Below are 20,692 nucleotides of genomic sequence, written 5' to 3'. Positions count from 1 at the left end.
TTGTGAGGCTTTTTTATTTACAGATAAACGGGAAGCATATTGTTGACATGACTTAATTTCGCTCTCATCATGAAAACACAATCCTTCAAACTCTCCGTCTCTCCTTCCATAGGTACGGTTTCAGCCAAATACATCGCACCGGATAAACCTACCTGCGTTTTCACACTCGCACATGGAGCAGGAGCAGGAATGGACCATTCATTTATGGAAACATTGGCCCATGCTCTTGCCGAAGCAGGCATTGCTACCTTGCGGTTTAACTTCCCCTTCGCTGAAGGTAAAAAAGGCCGGCCTGATTCTCCGGCGGTAGCTCATGAAACAATAGCGGCGGCGATTGCAAAGGCCCAGGAATTACATCCTAAGTTGCCGCTGTTTGCTGCCGGTAAATCTTTCGGAGGAAGAATGAGCTCCCAGTACCTTGCCATGCATCCGGAAAGCGTTGTTAAGGGCATTGTTTTCTATGGATTTCCGCTTCATCCATCCGGTAAACCTGGTACTGAACGCGCGGAACACCTGAAGGCACTCAAAATCCCTATGCTTTTTCTACAGGGCAGCAAAGATACACTGGCTACCTGGGAACTAATTGAAACCGTATGCCGGTCTTTGCGAAAAGCTACGCTGGTAAAGCTGGAAGGAGCCGATCATTCTTTTAAGGCCGGGAAGAAAGATGTGATGTCGTTGTTAGTAAGTGAAACCAAACAGTGGGTGGAGAAGGTGTTGAGGTAATTATCGCTTCGTCAACTTCCGCACCGGTACGCCTGTATACACGCCCTCTTCCAAAATATCTTTCACCACTATGCCTCCCATGCCGATGGTTACGTTGTCTGTAATCTTCACTTTCTGTCGTACGGCGGCGTTGGTACCCAAATACACCCCACTCCCAAAATGGCAGTTGCCGCTGATATTTACGCCCGGCGCGGTGGTAAAGAAATCGCCCACTACACAGTCGTGGCCCAGGGTGGTATGGTGATTTAAGTGCGCGTGCTTCCCAATTTTTGCATTCAGACTAACGATGGCGCCGGGAGTGACGATGCTGCCTTCTCCGATTTCTACCTGTTGAGAAATATAGGCGGCGGGATGAATGATGGTGGCATACGTGGTATCAGCCGGGAGCTTGTCTACTATCCCTTTCCTTACTGCTGGATCAGCGATGGCGATCACCACATCATACCATGAGGCATCAAAAGCAGAAAACGGGATGACGGTTACGCCCATTAAGGTGGCGACTGTATAGTATTCATCATCTACCATGAAGCAGGCCATATCTGTTATCGCCCGTGTTTTATCCATAATATCCATAATGTAACAGAGTACTTCCCTGCCAAATCCGCCTGCACCCACAATGCATATTTTCTTGTTGTTGCCCGTCATACGTTTCCTGTTGGTATGATAACTGAAGATATTTTAGGATTTAAATGTAGGAAAATTGCAGAACAGTAACTACATCCATTAAATCAATAATTTATATATGAATATCTTCCACTACCCGTATTTTATATACAATCTTTGTACCTTCACTCTTCCCGATAATTATAAATTCGAGGGATTTGTAATATAAGCCAGATGATACCAGTAACTAAACCCTTTCTTCCGCCGAGAGAAGAATACAATAAGTATCTCAACGATATATGGGACCGGCAATGGCTCACTAACCACGGACCTTTGGTAAATGAGCTGGAGAGCAGCCTTAAAAGATTCCTGCATGCATCGAACCTGCTGTTTCTTTCCAACGGCACCATTGCTATTCAAATAGCCATTAAAGCACTCGATTTAAGCGGGGAAGTAATTACAACACCTTTTTCCTATGTGGCTACCACCAGCACTATTGTTTGGGAGAACTGTAAACCGGTGTTTGCGGATATTGATCCGCTTACTTTCAACATCGACCCCGACAAGATAGAAGCTGCTATCACAGAAAAAACAACCGCCATCCTGGCGACCCATGTTTTTGGTAATGCCTGCAACATAGACCAGATACAAGCCATCGCAAAAAAGCACCGGCTGAAAGTTATTTATGATGCCGCTCATTGCTTTGGAAGTCTTTACAATGGCAAATCTGTTTTTGAATACGGCGATATCAGTACCTGCAGCTTTCACGCCACCAAAATCTTTCATACGGTAGAAGGAGGCGCGGTATTTACTACCCAACCAGAGCTGATTGACCGCATGGGGTTACTGCGGAATTTTGGCCATACCTCTCCCGTTACTTTTGATGGTATCGGCATTAATGCGAAAAATTCCGAATTCCATGCTGCCATGGGACTGTGCTGCCTCGAGCATATGAATGAAATTTTCAAAACACGTAAAGCTCAATGGCATCGGTACCAGGCGGCCTTACAGGAATCCAATAAAGTGCAGTTGTTAACCATCACCAAAGGATGCGATTTCAACTGTGCCTATTTCCCTGTAGTATTTGAAAGTGAGGCCGTATTGTTGAAAGTGATGGCAGCACTCAATTTGCAATATATACAGCCAAGAAGATATTTCTTTCCATCGCTCAATACTATCAATTATGTAGATAACAGTAGCTGTCCAAACGCTGAGTCGATTGCGCAAAGGGTATTGTGCTTACCTCTCTATCACACCCTGCGAAAGGAAGACCAGGACCTGATTTTGAAAGTAGTCCTGAAAAACATATAAAGGGAAGATCAAAGTGCCGGCCACTTTGATCTTTTTTATGATGCTGCCGTTAAAAATAACCAGGTGGCCAATACCGACCTACCTGGTTATACGGGCGCTGCTATTCTCTGATGGTATGTTTATCTGCCAGGGCCATTTTTGCAATTTCATCTTTCCGTTTAAAGCTTACGCCTGCATGTTGTTTCATATAGGTAAACAACTCACTGGTGGCCTTCACCATTTGAGGCGATCCTCCTATACGATCATGAAAACTGATAGACATCATTCGGCGGCGATGAGCAGCTTCTTCGTACAATTGATCAAACTCCATTTTTACCTGCTGTAAAAACTGGTCGGTCGAAAACCATTGCCCGGTGATCAATTGAATATCATTACAGCGTAGCGTGTAGGGCACCACTGCAAAATCGACGTTATTCACTTTCGTTATAAATGGTTCATCGCGACTGAGATCATCTATGTGATACAAAAACCCCAGTTCCTGCAGAATGGTGAGCGTATTATCGCCACGCCGCAACCAGTTGGCATTGTAGCCTACCGGCACTACGCCGGTAGCTTTCTTCACCGCTTCCACCCCATCTTTAATGAATCGTTTTTCTTCTTCATAAGACAACATATACTGCGACGACCAATCGCGGCCATGCGCTGCGGCCTCATGTCCACGCTGCACAATTTCCCTGGCAAGCGCCGGATTCTTTTCCACCGCACTGCCCACCATGTGGGAAGTTACCTTAATGCCGTGCTTATCCCAGTTATCCAGCATACGGGGAATACCTTCTTTGTAGCCGTATTCATACCAGGTATTAGCGGGCCAGTCTTTATAGCCTTTCAGCATGTTCTGCGGAAAAGGGCTTTCCGGATGTTCTGGTTGTCCGCCTGCTTCAAACTGCATGGATACGGATACTACCAGGCGGGAGCCGTCGGCCCAGCCAGAGCGCTGTTCGCGTTGAGGCGTTGTGGTGACAGCCATCATACTAACTGGATTTACCATACTGGCCAATCCAACCAGGCCGGCTGTTTTCAGGAATTCTTTTCTTGTAGCCATTATTTTTTAATGAGATGATCAACTGCGATGGTGTTGTATTGGATGAAGGCGAGCAATATGCCGAAGAATGCGGCATGAATAAGTTGAGAAGGCAAGGCTTCCCAATTTTCTATCATAGCGGTGCCAAAGATCAGCAGCACCATTACCAGGCCTCCACCAATCAGCGATACGCGGGTAAACAGGCCCAGGATGAGCAGCAATCCTATCACAAATTCAGCGATGGGTAATGCATAACTGAAGGGTACCACCATTACCTCGGGCAACATGGATTTCTCAAAACTTTTTACCATCCAGGCGCTGAAACCATTTAACTTAGGGAACCTTACCAAACCGTGTCCAAACATACTGGCAGCAACGGCCAGGCGGAGCAAAAAGAATACGATAGCGTTATTTTCCATTTGTGTGCGTTTATACCACAAAGATCAGCTACCGCCCTGGGAAATAATTTGTACATTTTTAGGATCATTCTGTACTTTTGCAAGTATGCTACAAGAGAACTTATATCAACCTTTCGAGATAGAATACCGGGAGTGCACGGAGTGTCCGATAGATCCGCACAAGCATAATTTTTTCGAACTGGTATATATCGTAGAAGGCAGTGGGATACAGTGCGTCAACAAAAACCAGCTACCTTACAGCCAGGGGAAGCTGTTCCTGGTATTTCCGCAGGACTGTCACTCTTTTGAAGTGCAGGAAAGCACCAAATTCTTCTTTATCCGCTTCAATAACATCTACCTGCAAAATCAGCATAAAGATTGGATTCAGCAACTGGAGTTTATTTTCCAGAATCATAACCACCTGCCTGGCTGTATTCTGAAGAACAGGAATGATAAACCGCTGGTAAAAGCACTGGTAGAGGCACTGATACGTGAATTAGTGAATCAACAGGCTTATCACCGGGAAATGGCGCAGCAAATTGTGAACACCATCATTATGGTGATAGCGCGGAATATATTGCTGCAGATGCCCGAACAGCCTAAACATCCGGCCAGGAATGAGGCGTCGCTTAATATCCTGCACTACATACATGAGCATATTTACGCGCCGGAAAAGTTAAGGGCCGACCAGATTGCGGCACATTTCAATATCTCACCCACCTATCTCAGCGAGTATTTTAAACGTAATAATGGTGATACGCTACAACAGTATATTATGCAGTATAAGCTCAAGCTGGTAGAAACAAGGCTGCAGTACAGCAGTATGCGGGTAGGTGAAATTGCAGATGAGCTGGGCTTTACAGACGAAAGTCACCTCAACAGGATGTTTAAAAAATATAAGGGGATCAACCCTTCCGCCTTCAGGAAGGAATTGGCTGCGCAGGCGAATTAAGTGCATATAAAAAGCGGCACCTCCTTGGATGGTGCCGCTTTTTACCGTTCATTGTTACTATTCTTCGTCCTCTTCTTCTTCGCCATCATCTTCCAGCCACTCCATGTAGGAGTAGTACCAGTCTTCCAGCTGTTCCAGCAGTTCCTGTTTCTTTTCCGGCGCATTTTTGTAGAACTCTTCTACATTGTCGATTTCATGAATAATATCAATGTAGGCAGTTTCTTCATCTTCCTCTACACGTTTGGCGAAGAAGCGGGGTTTTTCGGTATGAAAAATATATTCATTTTCCGGATCTGTTACAGGATCATCTGCAATCAGAAATTTAGGTAACTGTGCCATAAAGGAGTTATTTTTTTTATGATGTTGTACTCTTCTCAAGAAATACAAAATTATTGATAATTACCTAATAAAAAACATGCAGTGAGAATGAATAAAATTATTGATAAAATTTCACATCTTTATAGTCGTTAAAACCCATACCATATGCAGCAATATTGGATCAGATGGGAGAACTGGATGACTCAGCATGCCCCCAGACTGCTCAATCTCCTTCGTCCCGGGGCTTCTTTCGAGGCGGTGGAATCGCTTGAAAAACTTATCGGAACGGCATTACCGCCCGCTTTCAAAACCTTTTATGCTATTCATGATGGCCAGCAAAAGGCCAGGGCCGGCCTGGTAGATGCTGATCAGCTGCTCGGCATGGAAGATATTACTGCCCAGTGGTATCACTGGAAAGATCAGCTGGACTCCGGAAGTTTTACCTGGCGCGATGAACCTATTCAATCTACGCCGGATACCGGTATCAAAAACGACTGGTGGAATCCACTATGGATCCCCTTCACCAGCGATGGCTTCGGCAATCATCTCTGTATTGACCTGGACCCGGCCCCCGGTGGCAAACATGGACAGATCATCACCCTCTGGCACGACGACAGCCACCGCGCTATTTTAGCGCCATCCTTTGAAGCCTGGCTGGATGACTATCTCACCGCACTGGAAAAAGGAGAGTATATTTTCGTTAAAAAATGGGGAATTGTACATAAAGACACATTCCTGAACTACAACGACTGATAATTAACCGGAGTACTACCCGTCCACCGTTTAAAAGCCCTTGTAAACGCACTCAACTCATTATAGCCAAGCATCCAGGAAATATCTTTCAGCGGATAATTACCAGAAGAAATATAATAAACTGCCAGTGAACGCCTTACCGCATCTGCAATATCCTGGTATTTCACTCCTTCCTCTTTCAGCTTACGCTGCAGACTACGCGGACTTACATTGAAGTTGGCAGCGATATCGTCGAGCGAAGAAACCCCCAGGTATGAGTTAGCTATCAGGTAATTATAAATTCTTGTTTGCAGGTTTTGGGAATCAGGTACCGGTTGTGGCATACTGCTTACTTTCTTCAATAAGAGCTCCTGCAGCTCATAATTAGCCGTTAACAGCGGTTCCTCCCAATACTTGATATCAAATACCAGCGCATACTCTCCATGGCGTTTCAGGGGCTTACACCTGAACACCCGTTCATATTCAGCCTGATCGGGCACTGTATAGGCCAGGCGCACACCTTCAGGCGTAATTTTTTCCAGCAACAGCCCATCCAGTTCATGGATGACCATAACCATCAGCAAGTCAATCAACTGCCGGAAAGCAAAGGGCGGCGTGGCGCCATAATCCTGTGCAGGTATCAGCTTTACCGTAAATGCCTTATTACTGCGGTTTATCTCCATGCGTACCTGGTCTGTTACCAGGTGAGTAAGGGCCGCTGCATGCGTAATGGCCTCTCCCACTGTGGCGCTGCTCTGGATGATTTGTCCTACTATGCCCAAAGCTGCAGGCTTCAGGGATTCGCCAAAGTGCAGCCCAAATAAGGGATCGTTGGTAAGCCGGCTTGCATTCAACCACAAGTCCTGTAGCTGCTGCGCAGATACAGTCGCGGATTGCTGCTTTTTTAGGGCCGCTACGTCAATGCCCGACAGCTTGCATAGCTGCACCGCGTCTACGTCCCGTTGTACGGCATAGGCAATCATACTTAATACTAACTGTTTCATGCTGTAAAGGTATTTATCTCCCTGCTCACAAAAATCAGGTTGTCGTTAAATGGTAAGTAATTGTCGTGTAAAGGTAAGTGATACGCCTGCTCCGGGAGGTAGCTTTGCATTATCAATTCATCAACAACTAAAAACTATAAAAATGGAAAAGCAAACATTACAGGTAGTCACAGAATTTGTGCAGGCAGTACAGCAGTTGAATTTTGAAAAACTGGACGCGTTATTACATCCTGACATCAGCTGGGAACAACCAGGCAGCAACCGTTTTTCTGGTACAAAAAAGTCCAGCGGCGCCGTATTTGAAATGGTGGGCGGTATGTTTAGCGTATCAGAAAATACCATGTCACTGGCCGATGTAAAGACGATTGCCATTAATGGTGATCAGGCCTCCGTAGTGCTTACCTGGAAAGCCAGCCGGCCGGGCGCCACATTACACACCGACAACGTGGACGTATATACGGTAAAAGACGGCCAGATTGTAGCGGCTAAAATATTTGCAGCAGATATCCAGCAGGAAGACTTCTTCTGGGGCAATTAAACTATTAGGCAACAGCATGGGTAACACCTTCCGGGCTACGGGCAGCCTGGAAGGTGTTGCTATTTAAAAAAGAGGAAGCGTTTTTTCTTTTTTTCCTCTTGAGCAGGCGCCTGCTGCTCATTGCCACGCAGGGATATACTCCTTCCAGAATAGTACATCGGCTCGTTTTCCTGCTTAGGCGGCTTAATGGTTGCGCCTTCGATTACACAAACAGCACCGGTAACGCTAGATGTTTTCCTGGTAGCGTATGATGTCACCACTACCTCCGGCAACTGCTTTATTTTCGCATTGGGCAGGGCAGAATCTTTAGCGGCGGGCACAATTCCGACTTCTACCCTTTCCAGCTCCCTGGATTCGGTATGCCCCGTGGTAACAATACCAAGGGTAAGCCCGGCGCTCAGGAGCATGGCGGGCACCGAATAATGACGGGCAGGCACGCCCGGCATTATTGCTCTTTCCAGCTGTGATGGCACAAAATGGCCACAAACAGTTCCTTTACTGTTAGTAATAACAGCAAAAATTTCAGCATCTGATAATAAGGAGAAGTCGACTACCGTTTTTTGACAGCTGCCACAGCGGCGTCCATCTGCAGACAGGGGCATGTCATTCCAATTCTCCTCGCAAGGTGTAGGAACAGATAGATACAGACCTTTTTTCGATGATTTCACGGGCATAACAATATCGTAGATGAATATACGAAGAATAAAGCGATCAGATACGGGGAAAATCCCCAGTATGCCATCTCAACAAATCAACTACTCATCCATAAAAGGGCGTATTTTAATGAACAAACAATATGGCATTATTGTTGAAAATACGCCTATTGAGGAAACAATTTTTTAAACATTAATAGTACTCATAACATGAAAGCTCCAAAACATATCGCCGCCTATCTGTTTGCAGCCGTTACAGCCGCCGCTCTTTCCTTCGCCAGCCATACCACTGAAGCGCAGGGTATCAAAAAAACGGCTGAAAAAGTCGGGAATAAAACCGCTTCTATCGCTGTGAAAGGGACCTCAGCAGTTACAGACAAAATTTATAAAGGCAAGGAAGGGCCCAATGGCGAAACGGTATACATCGATAAAAAAGACAGGAAGTTTATCGTAGACGACAAAGGGAAAAAGGTATACTTGAAAAAATCGCAGATACATAACAAGAAAAAAGACTAATTACTAAACCTATAATTTGAGCCGGACAGGGAAACCTTCCGGCTTTTTTTATCTCGCAAACATACACCCGGCGGGAATTACCGCATTGCGTTTGTCCGTGGCCGGTACAACAAAAATGCAATTAACAGATGATAATTTTATCTTCGCCGGCTGCCAATTGTTCCGTAAATTCATAGTGCCGTAAATCCCTTTTTATGCAATTGAAACCAGGCAGCTGTTACAGGATCAATGCACACGCCATTGCCCGGCTGCAATCATTTGGCAACTATGAATTTATTGTCACAGTAATCCATGCCAATGACACCTCTGACAGCGTTGTATTTGAGTTCAGGAAGATCATTGGGAAGGCTACCCGCCTGCAGGAAATTGCTACCCGGCAAATAGTGGAAATGCACGCCGATGGCACCTCACTGGAAGATATTACCGGCGCCCCCCTTAACCTGGCACCGTTTGAAAAGGAAAGTGCCTTTCAACAATGGATAGCCACCGGGATTGCCGCGCTGTGCGACTGCGATGCCTGATACAGTTATTCATACCGCAATGCTTCAATGGGATCTAACCGCGACGCTGCCTGTGCCGGGTAATAACCAAAGAATACTCCTGTAAAAGCACATACAACAAACGACAACACGATAGATGACTGCGATACCACCGTAGGCCATCCCAGTGCGAGGGTAATTACTTTAGCAGTAGTAATCCCCAATACTACGCCTATCAGCCCGCCGGTAACACTAATAATAATTGCTTCAACCAGGAACTGTAACAGGATATCCAGCTCCCGGGCGCCTATCGACATACGCAGCCCTATTTCACGGGTACGCTCTGTTACCGATACATACATAATGTTCATGATGCCGATACCGCCTATCACCAGCGATATGCCGGCAATAGCGGTGAGCAGGATGGTTAACAGGCTGCTGGTAGAGCTCAATGTTTTGATCAGTTCCTCCATCGTTCTTACCTGAAAATCGTTTTCATCGGCCGGCCGCAAACGGTGCGTTCCCCGCAGGATATCTATTATTTCATCGGTGGCCTGGGCTGATGTTGTTTCACTCACCGCCGATGCATAAATGCTCTGGAAATAAATAGTAGCCAGGATGCGCTTTTGTACAGTAGTATAGGGCGTAAGTATAATATCGTCCTGGTCTTGCCCGAAAGAACTCTGTCCTTTGGGAGCCAGGGTACCGATTACCTGCAATGGGATGGAATTCAGGCGTATTACCTTCCCCACCGGACTTTCCCCGCTGGGAAACAAGTTGGAGATCACTGTTTGCCCCAGCACACACACCTTTGCCGCCGTAGCTACATCGGCATCGGAAAAGGCGATGCCATCACTGATTGTTAACTTGCGGATATCAAAATAAGAGGGCGCCACGCCCTGCAATGTGGTAGGCCAGTTCAACGCGCCAAAGATCGCCTGCCCTTTAGTAGACGATACCGGTGATACCGCACTTACATGCTCAGCTCCCCGTTGTATAGCCAACACATCTGGCAGTGTCAACGACTGATAACTGGCCCCTCCTATTCTTACGCCGCCAGCCACATTACTGGCCGGTAAAACAGTAATCATATTGGAGCCCATGCTACTAAGCTGTGATTGTATACTTTCTTTAGACCCTTCTCCTATGGCCACCATAGCAATTACTGCGGCCACCCCTATAATGATACCCAACATGGTCAGGAATGCGCGAAGCTTGTTTCGCTGCAAGGCTCTTAATGCTATGAGAATGAGGTTGAGTGTACTCATACTTACTGATTAATAATCATCAGCCGGAGGCAATGCTGCCAGTGCTTCTTTGGCCGACCGGACATTTTCATTTTTACTGTCCTTAACTACCTTCCCATCTCTCAGCATGACCGTTCGGCTGCTAAACGCGGCTATATCTGGCTCATGTGTTACAAATATGATTGTTTTGCCTTCCTGCTGATTTAGTTCCTGCATTAATGCCATGATTTCGTAGGATGTACGGGTATCCAGGTTACCGGTGGCTTCATCGGCCAATATCATCACCGGCTGATTCACCAGCGCCCTCGCAATGGCTACTCTTTGTTGCTGACCGCCCGAAAGCTGGCTGGGCGTATGATCTTCCCGGTCCACCAGTTTCACGGACGCCAGGGCGCCCATTGCCCGCTCACGACGCTCCCGGGTAGTCAATTCGGGATTATAGAATAATGGTAGCTCCACATTCTCCAACGCCGATGTGCGGGGTAGCAGATTATACGATTGAAATACAAAGCCTATTTTATGATTACGTAGCCGGGCCAGCTCATTGCGCGATAACTTACTTACATTGACCCCGTCCAGCAAGTAATCGCCGCCAGTGGGCTTATCCAGGCAGCCCAGGATATTTAACAGAGTGGTTTTCCCCGAACCACTGCTCCCCATAATAGTGACAAACTCCCCCGAAAACACGTCAAAAGACACGCCCTTTAATGCACGAACGGTCTCCGTACCCATCACAAATTCACGCTTGATCTGCTGTAATTCTAATATCTTGCTGCTGCTCATCGTCTACGCCCTCCTCCCATTTTTGGTAAAAACGGACTGCTGGTACCTCCCTTCGCGGCCACCACACCGCCGGCATTAACACCGAGAACAACGATATCGCTTTCCTTTAATCCCGATAATACTTCAATGTGTGTATTATCATTCAGTCCTGTTCTGATATGCTTTTGCACCAATGTATCACCGCGCAATAACCATACATAGTTTGAAGACCCAATACGGGCAGTGCTTTTGAAGCTTCTGCCAGTGGTATCTTTCCGCTGTGCAGGACTTTTATATACTGCACTCTGGATGATATAATCCTTTAGCTGTACACTATCCGGTTTGAATTTCAACGCCTTTACCGGCAATAACAATGCTGAATCTTTTTCTGCCGTATAAATTGTAACATTAGCCGTCATACCGGGCTTCAGCTTCATATTATCATTGGGCGCATTGATGATCGTATTATAAGTCACCACATTAGAAGATACGGAAGGTTGCAGCCTGATTTCTTGTACCTGCCCGGAAAACACATCTTCCAGGTAAGCATCTACGGTAAAGCTTACCCGTTGCGAATCTGCCACATTGCCAATATCAGCCTCATCTACACTGGCTTCTACCTGCATTTTAGTAATATCCTTGGCAATGACAAATAAGGTAGGGGTATTAAAGCTCGCTGCCACAGTTTGCCCTACACTTACATTCCTGTTTAATATCACCCCATTTATCGGGGAATGAATTTCTGTAAAGGAGAAATTTTTCAAAGCCGACTGCAACTGTGCCGTTACACTGGCCACATTGGCTTTTCCCTGCTCCAGTGTATTCCTGGCTACATCGTAGTCTGCTTTACTGATAGCACCGGTTTTATACAACAGTTCCTGGCGTTGAAAATTATTTTGCTGATAATTATAGTTTGCCTGGGATACCTGCAGGTTCGCTCTCAGCTGATCTACCTGCGCCTGGAATAAATCTTTATCCAGTTCCCCCAACAGCTGTCCTTTCTTTACCTGGCTGTTGAAGTCAACATACAGGTATTTGAGTGTACCGGAAACCTGCGTACCCACAGCCACAGTATCTACCGGCTGAATTCTGCCGGTAGCGGTAACACTGGTAGCAATATGTCCATAGGCCGGGTGGGTAGTATCAAAAGATATAGGCACTGGTTTCTTTCTGATAAATAAATACCAGATAGCCGCTAACAATAGTATAATTACTAAGGTGATGATGATTCTTTTATATTTTCTCATACCTCCATTGCGTTTATAGTTTTACCGGTGTCCCCCTGTAAAAATCATATATCCTAATATTCAATGCGGCATTGTATTTAGCCTGTATATATGACTGTAGTGCCTGTATGTATAGATTTTTTTGTTGCAGGAACACAACGATATTGGCGGCCCCTACTTTTAACTGTTCTGTAGCGATACGGTATCCTTCTTGTGAATATTTAAGTTGTTCTACTGCTGCATCATACTGGGCCTGCGCATTCAATACGTTGATATACGATTGCTCTATTGTTTGGGAGAGGTTTGTCCGTGTATCCTTTAACGTAAGCTTCGATTGATCCACTTCTATCTTTGCTTTTTCTACGTTGGTTTTCACCACGCGACGGGTGAAGATAGGCACGGACAACGTGAGCCCTATCTGCTGGTAAAAATTATTATCCAGCTGTTTAAAATAGCTGGAGCTGGCGGATCCTCCATTATAGGAAGAGCCCAGGCCACCACCGGCTGTAAGCGTAGGCAGGTAGCCTGTTTTAGCTTTAGCCAGGTTAAATGAAGATACCTCCACCCCTAATTCACTGCTCTTCACTTCCGGTCTGTTAGCCAACGCCGAGTCTTGTACTTCCTGCAAAGCGTATAGATGGGTGCTACTGATCAGGGTATCGGGACTGACTATTTCAAAATCGTAATTACTGGGTAATTGCAACAATTGTTTGAGTACCAGTTTATTTTGCCGGTACTGGTTTTGCGCGGTGGTAAGCAGGTACCGGTCGTTGGATAATTGGGCCTGCAGTTGTACCAGTCCTATCAGTGCAATGGTTCCTACATCGTATTGTTGTTGCCCTTGTTTTACCTGGGCTTCGGAGGTAGTCACCACATCTTTTACGTAAACGATATTTTCCCCGGCCAGCAGGATATTAAGATAAGCCTGTGTGATCAGCACGGTGATGTCATTCATTTGGGTGGCTACATTCAAGCCTGCTACTTGTGTTTGCAGCGATTTTTGTTTGATATCGTAGTTGAGGTATCCTCCCTGGTAAAGGGTTACGTTGGAATTAACGCCATAGGCGCCGGATGGTGTAATTTCATAACTGCCGATGCCCCCGCCGGCGCTCACAGATTTTCCGCCATTGATATTCTGTGTGGCCGTTCCATTGAGGTTAGGCAGTTTCGCTGCCCTTGATAAAAGCAAATCCTGTTCAGCGCTTAAACGGCTAAGCCGCAAGCTATTTAACTGGATGTTGTTTTTCATGGCGTAGTCGAAGCATTGTTGGAGGGTCCATTGGACAGGCAACCCTGCTGTGGTAGTATCCTGCGCTTTCAGCAGGAGCGGCAGGAAAAGAAGGAGTATCAGGCAATGTAAAACAATAACCAATTGTTTACCCATGCATAACAATATTGATAAAAAAAATACGGACCCAGAAATAATAACCCCTGAATCCGCATTTTGTTATCAATATTCCCTAAAAAATTTACATCGCTCCTTTAAAGGTGGCATTTGCACGGCCGGTACCTTCCGGTGGGCCCTTATGCCAGTCATTATCGTAATACACAAAGAAAGCCATCCATATGGTGCGGGACCAGCGCATGAGCAACGGTTGCAGGATCAGCAATAATACGGCATTTACACCCAGCCACCAGAAAATGCGATTATCGTAGATAGAAAAGCCGATAAACAACCACCATGCAATGAGACTGGCTACGCATACGGCGATAGACAGGGCGTAACTCACATAGCCGGTACCGTAGTAAAAGCCTACTTCTACTTCTACTTGCTGACCGCATACGGGACATCTATCCGGCATCTTCAAGCAGTTTTTCAGATCGTAGGGATTTTTGGTGGTATAAATAGATCCGCGTCTGCAACGGGCACACTTGTTCCCCAACAGACTTTTCAGCAGGTTGGGCTTTTCATGGTTTTTATCTGCACACATGTTTTGAAGATTTTATCAGGAGATGTTCTTTCGGAATTCTTCCGGTGTTACCCCTGTATATTTTTTAAAAAATTTGGTGAAGTAAGAATTATCGGCAAAGTTGAGCTGCCAGGCAATGGTGGCTATACTCATATCTGCATTGATCAGTAATCTTTTAGCTTCCAGCAATACCCGGTCGCGGATAATTTCCCCGGCCGATTTTCCCAGCATATGCCGGCAAAAAGCATTCAGGTAATTCGGTGTTACATATAGCAGGGCGGCGTAATCTTTCGGTAACCGCAACTGCATGTGATGCTGGTCTACCAGTTTGCGGAAATTGCGCAGCAACATGTAGTTGTGCGGTGGTTCCTGTCCGGATGGCGCCTGCCCGGTATTTCGGGTTACCTGGATAAACAGTTCCAGTACCAGCAAGCGGAGCATGTCCTGACTGTATCCCTGTGGATGCTTCATTTCCTGTAGCATTGCTTCCAGCAGCCGGCTAGCTACCGGGATAGCTGCCTGGGGCAATTGTACTACACCTTCGGCGCTCACTCCGCTGAAAAACGGGAACCGTTCCAGATATGCCGGGTCCTGCAAGAAAGCATTAAAGAAACCAGCGGATACGTTCATGACATATCCATCTATCTTCCCGGAAAAAAACCAGCTATGTACCTGGCCGGGTACCATGAAATAAAACTGTCCCGGTTTTACAGGAAATGTCTCAAAGTCAATGGTATGTGTTCCTTCGCCAGCAGTAAAAAGTGCCAGATGGTAAAAAGAGTGCCGGTGGGGGAAATGAATATGCTGATGTGCCTCGAGGTAATCCGGGAAACGGGCAACCAGTAAGTCTTCGGTGACTTGCACTCCCATTGACAGAGAACAAATATCGTATGTGGGAATGTGTGCCTTTGACATCATGGCACAAAGGTACTAAGGAACGGAGAAAGCAGGTTGTGGTATTAGGGGCTTTAATGGTACTTTTTACTTATTGGTAGTTTCTGAGGTAAAAGGATTTGCGGGAATAATACCTCGCAAATCCTTTTACATAATTATTATTTTACATATTTCATCAGCCATTCGTCCATTTCCCACAGCATGTGCAACACGCTTTCTTTGGCGGCGTAGCCATGGCTCTCCTGGGGTAGGAATACCAGGCGGGCGGTACCGCCGTTACCTTTTAGGGCATTATACAGCCTTTCGCTCTGGATAGGGAAAGTACCGGAGTTATTATCAGCTTCCCCATGAATCATGAGGAGTGGTGTTTTAATCTTGTCGGCATAAGAAAACGGCGACATGTTATAATATACCTCCGGTGCCTGCCAGTAAGTACGTTGTTCATTCTGGAAACCGAACGGCGTAAGCGTACGGTTATAGGCGCCGCTGCGGGCGATGCCGGCCTTAAACAAATTCGTATGTGCCAGCAGGTTAGACGTCATAAAAGCGCCATATGAGTGTCCGCCTACGGCGATGCGGTTTTTATCGCCTATCCCCATTTCTGTAATTTTATTTACCGCCGCTTCTGCATTCATCACCAGTTGTTCTATAAAGGTATCATTTGGTTCCTTATCGCCTTCGCCCACAATTGGCATTTCCGTAGCATCCATTACGGCGAAACCACGGGTAACCCAGAAAATAGCGGAGCCGGAGGTAACACGGGTAAACCTGTATGCAGAGCCACGCACCTGTGCAGCATCGCTGGCAGATTTATATTCCCGTGGATAGGCCCACATGAATACTGGTAAACGGCCATCTTTTGCCGGATCATATCCTTCCGGCAGGTACAGCATGGCGGTGAGATCTACCCCATCTTTGCGCTTATATTTCAGCAGTTGTTTTTGTACGCCCTTTAGTTGTGGTTGCGGATGCGGAAAGTCTGTTAATGCTACCGTTGTTTTCTTTTTCAGGTCCTGCAGGTAGTAGTTTACGGGAGAAGTAACTGACTCACGGGCGGTTACCACTACAAGCTTAGCCGGATCTATTACTTTTGCTACCTGCTCATAATAAGGAGCGGCGGAACGCCAGAGGATACATTGTTTGCTATTATCGAGATGGAAGGTGGCCAGGAACGGGCGATCTCCTTCCGGCGAAGCGCCGGGGGCGGTCATCAACAATTCGCGGGAAGGTGATATATACAGCACGGATTTATTGAACCGGTTCTTCACCATTACCGCATCGCCAGGATCGTTATAACGGTCGTTCTCAGAGCGATCGATGATGGTCACCGGCGCTTTTTCGGGATGAGAAGGATCAATGCGGCTTACGCGGGTACGCTGTTGGGTGCTGTTGGCATCTGTTACCAGTGCCAGCTGGTTATCTGCCCAGCTGATGCCGGCAAAGCGATTCACGGTTTTCACCAGCTCCGTTGGTGCAGCGGTAAAAGGCGCTGCCAGCATATTTACCACATCGCGGAAGGGAACTTCTTTTTTTGGATCACCACCATCCAGTGCCTGTACCCAGGTAATTGTAGCCGGTGCATCATTGCGCCAGGAGAAATGACGGGGGTAGTTGCTGGTAGCATCAAATCCTTTGGGTCTTACCTCATCCAGCGGGTTGCTGGCCAGCTTTTTTACTTCTTCCCCGTTTAATTTCCAGATGGCCACTTCTGTTGGAAAGCGGGAAGCGCCTACCAGGTAGGAGTACGGACGATGCAGGGTTTCCACCAGCAGATATTGGTTATCCGGCGAAGGTGTGGCGTTTACATAAATAGCGGTTTTGCCGATTGTCTGTTCGCCTGTGCTGCTGATGATAAGCGGTTCAGACTGAAAATAATAATCGAATAGCTGTTCATCGTATGGATTTTTCAGCATATCCTGGTAAGTAGCGGCGGGTGCAGCTTTTCCACTGGTTTGCTGTACGGTGGGGCCTTCCGGCGCTGCCGGCTTTACTGGTGCATTGCCGATGCCTGCGGGTACAGCTAATGCCAGTATGCGGTTATCATCTATCCAGGTAAATACAGGTCCTGCAATATCATTGAGTGCCCGTGCACTGAGCCGGGTAGCGGCTCCGGAGGCGACGTCGGCCTTCCACAACGTAATCTGGCGATTATCTGTAACCGTGAAAGCTATGCTTTTTTGCGAGGGCGACCAGGTGACATGGCTGATGCGCGCATTGGCAGGTAGTCCTGTCACTGCGTATTCCCGCTTATCGCGGATAGATTTGATACGGATGCCTGTTACATAACTGGCGCGGCTGGGACCAAAATTAGCCGGGTTGATACGCATCCCTGCGAGGCGGTATTCCGGTTGTGACAATTCTTCGATGGTTGGGTAGCTGGTGCGGTCCATTACCAGCATAATCTCCCCTTTACTATTAAAATCTGTTAATGGCGAAGGTGCTGCCATGGCCAACTCCATAATACTTGCAGGAGGCGTTTGGTACTTCAGCGCATCCTGGGCATAGGAACGAAAAGTGATGAATAAGGATAATGATAAAATTAATTTTCTCATAAAGCAGTTGGTATTAGTTCGCAATCTGGCAAAATAAACTTTATGAGAGACAGCGCAAAATAGAATTGATGAGTGCTATCAATGGTTTTCGCGGAATGTATGAAAGAAACGATCCCAGATACTGGTGTAAAAACCGAAGTTACATTGCTCATCCCGGTGATGGGCATGATGAAAAGTAGACGTACCCAGGTACTTCAACACCCGCCACTGACGTATCTTTTCAGGCACCGGCTCCATACCGAGGTGTCCGGCCATACCAAATATAACATTGATAACCAGGTAGGTGATCACGCCATAAATATTCACGTCAAACAGTAATAACAAAAACAGCCACAGCGCGCCAAAGCTCAGTGTTTCGAGCGGATGAAGTACAAACAAGTCTATCGGTTCGGGATCGGCGGCTTCATGATGTAAGCGATGCAGTGCTTTATACAAGGGGGTTTTGTGGATCAGGTAATGGAACACATACATTAGGAAATCCATCGCCAGGAAGAGAAACAGTGCGTCTATTAACACCTGAACAGAAAGATCAGTTGAAAGACTGATATACCGCTTTGTCCACAACCAATAGCCGAGGTAAGTAACCAGTGTATTCAACAACGTGGTAACCCAGGCCATGCGCCACTGATGGCGGCTATAGCAAAACATCACCGCCGCCGGCTTGCGTTGCAGGCGGTTTCCCCATACCAATACTCCCAGCATAATGGCAGCATTTTCCGCCAGGAAAAAAATGTACAACGCCCAAAGTGGCCAGGATTGTATGTTTTGAAGAAATAAGTCCATCATTCGGTCAACAATCTTCAGAAAAAAATATCAAAATCAAAAAAATATTGGAAAAGGACATTACCTTTACAGTCATCAGATGATATGACGAATATACATACTTCTCCTTTAAAACGACTCAGCTTAGCAGAGGAAGTGGCAGACAGGCTGCAGGAATTGATTGCTTCGGGCAAGTACCAGGTGGGACAAAAACTACCTACGGAGCCGGAGTTGATGACACAGTTTTCCGTAGGGCGTTCCAGCATCCGGGAAGCGGTAAAGATACTGTCGCACAGGGGACTGGTGCGGGTACAACAGGGCCTGGGCACCTTTGTATTATCGTTATCAGGTACGGGGGAGCCGCTATCACAGCGGCTGCAGCGGGCTGATTTTGACGACTTGGTGGAAGTACGTTTTTTACTGGAGGTGAAGATTGCGGAGAAAGCTGCCATGCACCGCAATAACAAAGATGTGGAAAAGATGAAAAGCGTTTTGAAGAAGCGTTTTGAATATGCGTCGGCCAATCAGCTGGAACCTTGTATACAGGCAGATATTAATTTTCATATGGCCATTGCGGAAGCGGGCAAAAATGAAATTATGCGTGACCTCTATAAAATAGTGGCGGAACATCTGAAAAAATCTTTCCTGTTGCGCTATCAGAATACCGATAGCTTTATCCATACGCAGCATTACCATGATGCCTTGCTGCAAAGTATTGTGGACAAGGATCCCAAGAAGGCGCTGGTTTGGGCGACAAAAATAAGTGACCAGCCTAAGTAATTTTTTTACCTATAAACATCAGATGATCTGATCTTAAAAGAAGAAAAATGGAAACAACGTTACAAGAACAGTCGAAAGCCGCCCAGCAGGTAGCGCAGCAAACTGTATTTTCTATCCTATTGGCCCTGAGTTTTACCCACTTCCTGAACGACACTATGCAGTCGCTCATTCCTGCGATATACCCGGTACTCAAGGATTCTCTCAAATTAAACTTCACACAGGTGGGGCTCATTACCCTTACCTTCCAGATGTCGGCTTCATTGCTGCAACCGTTGGTAGGCCTGTACACCGATAAAAAGCCACAGCCCTATTCACTGGCCATTGGGATGGGTTTTACGCTAATAGGACTTATCAGTTTATCCCTGGCGCATAACTTCCCGATGGTATTGGTATCTGTGGGCCTGGTGGGTGTGGGTTCTGCGGTATTCCATCCCGAAGCATCCAGGCTGGCGCATATGGCTTCCGGCGGCAAGCATGGCATGGCGCAATCGTTGTTCCAGGTTGGAGGCAACGCCGGTAGTTCACTGGGGCCATTGCTGGCTGCCATGATCATTGTTCCCTTCGGGCAGTTTCATGTTATCTGGTTCTCCCTGGCCGCTTTGCTGGCCATTGTCGTGATGCTCAATATCAGTAAGTGGTACCTGGGTAATACCCATCGTATTAAGCCTAAAAAAGCGGCCCTTCAACTGGATCAGCCCCGCTTGTCCAATACAAGGGTTATTTTCTCGCTGGGCATCCTGCTAGTATTGATCTTTTCAAAATACTTCTATATGGCCAGTATGACCAGCTACTATACTTTTTACCTGATAGATCGTTTCCATATATCCGTGCAGAGCGCACAGGTATACCTGTTTATCTTCCTGTTTGCAGTGGCTGCCGGCACTTTCATCGGTGGGCCGGTAGGTGATCGTATTGGCCGTAAATATGTGATCTGGATCTCCATCCTGGGTGTGGCGCCGTTTTCGTTGTTATTGCCGCATGCCTCGCTGATGTGGACCGCCATTCTCAGTGTATTCATTGGCGTTATTCTCTCCTCCGCTTTTTCTGCCATCCTGGTTTATGCACAGGAGCTGGTGCCTGGCAAGGTGGGCATGATTGCAGGATTGTTTTTCGGTCTTGCTTTTGGCATGGCCGGCGTGGGATCTGCGCTGCTGGGCCGCCTTGCCGATGCTACCAGTATCGCCTATGTTTACCAGGTGTGCGCTTACCTTCCGTTAATAGGACTCCTTACCGGGCTGCTGCCTAACCTGGAGAGAAAGAAGTAACTGTTTGTTTTACCCGGTGCAAAACCGGGTAAAACAAATTCCC

Annotated in this window: 23 protein-coding genes; 9 read left to right on the top strand and 14 right to left on the bottom strand. The window is 46.7% G+C overall.

All coding sequences use genetic code 11. The annotated features are described in order from the left end of the window. Positions 1 to 69 precede the first annotated feature (69 nt). Complete coding sequence (locus HGH90_RS21140; protein WP_168766952.1) at positions 70 to 726, top strand: alpha/beta fold hydrolase; 657 nt, start codon at positions 70 to 72, stop codon at positions 724 to 726. Here HGH90_RS21140 and HGH90_RS21135 read toward each other — a convergent pair whose 3' ends face one another. Beyond that, a complete protein-coding gene (locus tag HGH90_RS21135) occupies positions 727 to 1,371 on the bottom strand; it encodes a NeuD/PglB/VioB family sugar acetyltransferase (RefSeq protein ID WP_168766951.1) in 645 nt (214 codons plus the stop codon). A gap of 192 nt (positions 1,372 to 1,563) precedes the next feature. Here HGH90_RS21135 and HGH90_RS21130 point away from each other — a divergent pair, with 192 nt between their 5' ends. Further along, the gene (locus tag HGH90_RS21130) at positions 1,564 to 2,640 is read left to right on the top strand and encodes a DegT/DnrJ/EryC1/StrS family aminotransferase (protein WP_168766950.1); all 1,077 of its coding nucleotides are present in this window, start codon (positions 1,564 to 1,566) and stop codon (positions 2,638 to 2,640) included. A 100-nt stretch (positions 2,641 to 2,740) separates the two neighbouring features. On the opposite strand, the gene HGH90_RS21125 is transcribed toward HGH90_RS21130, so the two are convergent. Further along, positions 2,741 to 3,682: a polysaccharide deacetylase family protein gene (locus HGH90_RS21125; RefSeq protein ID WP_168766949.1), complete on the bottom strand. Its 942-nt coding sequence runs from the start codon at positions 3,680 to 3,682 to the stop codon at positions 2,741 to 2,743. Continuing rightward, positions 3,682 to 4,080 (bottom strand): DoxX family membrane protein, encoded by a 399-nt coding sequence (locus tag HGH90_RS21120; protein WP_168766948.1) that lies wholly within the window; start codon positions 4,078 to 4,080, stop codon positions 3,682 to 3,684. The genes HGH90_RS21125 and HGH90_RS21120 overlap by 1 nt, the downstream gene beginning before the upstream one ends. Before the next feature lie 85 nt (positions 4,081 to 4,165). Between HGH90_RS21120 and HGH90_RS21115 the strand changes: the two genes are divergently transcribed. Continuing rightward, positions 4,166 to 5,011, top strand: coding sequence for an AraC family transcriptional regulator (locus tag HGH90_RS21115; protein ID WP_168766947.1), 846 nt, complete (start codon positions 4,166 to 4,168; stop codon positions 5,009 to 5,011). A 57-nt stretch (positions 5,012 to 5,068) separates the two neighbouring features. On the opposite strand, the gene HGH90_RS21110 is transcribed toward HGH90_RS21115, so the two are convergent. After that, positions 5,069 to 5,350, bottom strand: a complete 282-nt coding sequence (locus HGH90_RS21110; protein ID WP_142684896.1) for a hypothetical protein — start codon at positions 5,348 to 5,350, stop codon at positions 5,069 to 5,071. A 144-nt stretch (positions 5,351 to 5,494) separates the two neighbouring features. Between HGH90_RS21110 and HGH90_RS21105 the strand changes: the two genes are divergently transcribed. Next, complete coding sequence (locus tag HGH90_RS21105) at positions 5,495 to 6,082, top strand: SMI1/KNR4 family protein (RefSeq protein ID WP_168766946.1); 588 nt, start codon at positions 5,495 to 5,497, stop codon at positions 6,080 to 6,082. Here HGH90_RS21105 and HGH90_RS21100 read toward each other — a convergent pair. After that, positions 6,070 to 7,065 carry an AraC family transcriptional regulator gene (locus HGH90_RS21100; protein WP_169191853.1) on the bottom strand — a complete coding sequence of 332 codons (996 nt, stop codon included), beginning with the start codon at positions 7,063 to 7,065 and terminating at the stop codon, positions 6,070 to 6,072. The two genes, HGH90_RS21105 and HGH90_RS21100, sit on opposite strands and share 13 nt — an antisense overlap. A gap of 142 nt (positions 7,066 to 7,207) precedes the next feature. Here HGH90_RS21100 and HGH90_RS21095 point away from each other — a divergent pair, with 142 nt between their 5' ends. Then, positions 7,208 to 7,603 (top strand): nuclear transport factor 2 family protein, encoded by a 396-nt coding sequence (locus tag HGH90_RS21095; protein WP_169191852.1) that lies wholly within the window; start codon positions 7,208 to 7,210, stop codon positions 7,601 to 7,603. A gap of 59 nt (positions 7,604 to 7,662) precedes the next feature. On the opposite strand, the gene HGH90_RS21090 is transcribed toward HGH90_RS21095, so the two are convergent. Beyond that, entirely contained in the window at positions 7,663 to 8,271 is a 609-nt protein-coding gene (locus tag HGH90_RS21090) for a hypothetical protein (protein ID WP_168766943.1), read from the bottom strand. 195 nt (positions 8,272 to 8,466) lie between these two features. Between HGH90_RS21090 and HGH90_RS21085 the strand changes: the two genes are divergently transcribed. Then, on the top strand, positions 8,467 to 8,772 hold the full coding sequence (locus HGH90_RS21085) for a hypothetical protein (RefSeq protein ID WP_169191851.1): 306 nt from the start codon (positions 8,467 to 8,469) through the stop codon (positions 8,770 to 8,772). A gap of 194 nt (positions 8,773 to 8,966) precedes the next feature. Further along, a complete protein-coding gene (locus HGH90_RS21080) occupies positions 8,967 to 9,293 on the top strand; it encodes a hypothetical protein (protein WP_168766941.1) in 327 nt (108 codons plus the stop codon). A gap of 5 nt (positions 9,294 to 9,298) precedes the next feature. On the opposite strand, the gene HGH90_RS21075 is transcribed toward HGH90_RS21080, so the two are convergent. From HGH90_RS21075 to HGH90_RS21040, 8 genes are all read right to left on the bottom strand, one after another. Next, positions 9,299 to 10,519, bottom strand: a complete 1,221-nt coding sequence (locus tag HGH90_RS21075; RefSeq protein WP_168766940.1) for an ABC transporter permease — start codon at positions 10,517 to 10,519, stop codon at positions 9,299 to 9,301. A gap of 9 nt (positions 10,520 to 10,528) precedes the next feature. Beyond that, positions 10,529 to 11,230 (bottom strand): ABC transporter ATP-binding protein, encoded by a 702-nt coding sequence (locus tag HGH90_RS21070; protein ID WP_317166168.1) that lies wholly within the window; start codon positions 11,228 to 11,230, stop codon positions 10,529 to 10,531. A gap of 47 nt (positions 11,231 to 11,277) precedes the next feature. Further along, a complete protein-coding gene (locus tag HGH90_RS21065) occupies positions 11,278 to 12,507 on the bottom strand; it encodes an efflux RND transporter periplasmic adaptor subunit (protein ID WP_168766939.1) in 1,230 nt (409 codons plus the stop codon). Positions 12,508 to 12,520: 13 nt separating this feature from the next. After that, the gene (locus tag HGH90_RS21060) at positions 12,521 to 13,870 is read right to left on the bottom strand and encodes a TolC family protein (RefSeq protein WP_169191850.1); all 1,350 of its coding nucleotides are present in this window, start codon (positions 13,868 to 13,870) and stop codon (positions 12,521 to 12,523) included. Between the two features lie 85 nt (positions 13,871 to 13,955). Beyond that, positions 13,956 to 14,417 carry a DUF983 domain-containing protein gene (locus HGH90_RS21055; RefSeq protein WP_168766937.1) on the bottom strand — a complete coding sequence of 154 codons (462 nt, stop codon included), beginning with the start codon at positions 14,415 to 14,417 and terminating at the stop codon, positions 13,956 to 13,958. A 15-nt stretch (positions 14,418 to 14,432) separates the two neighbouring features. After that, positions 14,433 to 15,266 carry a helix-turn-helix transcriptional regulator gene (locus HGH90_RS21050; RefSeq protein WP_247680026.1) on the bottom strand — a complete coding sequence of 278 codons (834 nt, stop codon included), beginning with the start codon at positions 15,264 to 15,266 and terminating at the stop codon, positions 14,433 to 14,435. 182 nt (positions 15,267 to 15,448) lie between these two features. Further along, positions 15,449 to 17,842: a prolyl oligopeptidase family serine peptidase gene (locus tag HGH90_RS21045; protein ID WP_168766936.1), complete on the bottom strand. Its 2,394-nt coding sequence runs from the start codon at positions 17,840 to 17,842 to the stop codon at positions 15,449 to 15,451. 78 nt (positions 17,843 to 17,920) lie between these two features. Next, complete coding sequence (locus tag HGH90_RS21040; protein ID WP_168766935.1) at positions 17,921 to 18,628, bottom strand: sterol desaturase family protein; 708 nt, start codon at positions 18,626 to 18,628, stop codon at positions 17,921 to 17,923. An 81-nt stretch (positions 18,629 to 18,709) separates the two neighbouring features. On the opposite strand from HGH90_RS21040, the gene HGH90_RS21035 reads away from it, so the two are divergent. Next, positions 18,710 to 19,384 (top strand): FadR/GntR family transcriptional regulator, encoded by a 675-nt coding sequence (locus HGH90_RS21035; protein ID WP_169191849.1) that lies wholly within the window; start codon positions 18,710 to 18,712, stop codon positions 19,382 to 19,384. Between the two features lie 47 nt (positions 19,385 to 19,431). Beyond that, positions 19,432 to 20,649, top strand: coding sequence for an MFS transporter (locus HGH90_RS21030; RefSeq protein ID WP_169191848.1), 1,218 nt, complete (start codon positions 19,432 to 19,434; stop codon positions 20,647 to 20,649). Positions 20,650 to 20,692 lie beyond the last annotated feature (43 nt).

The organism is Chitinophaga sp. Ak27, from assembly GCF_012726295.1.
GTDB lineage: Bacteria > Bacteroidota > Bacteroidia > Chitinophagales > Chitinophagaceae > Chitinophaga.
This window is presented reverse-complemented; position numbering and strand designations above follow the sequence as displayed.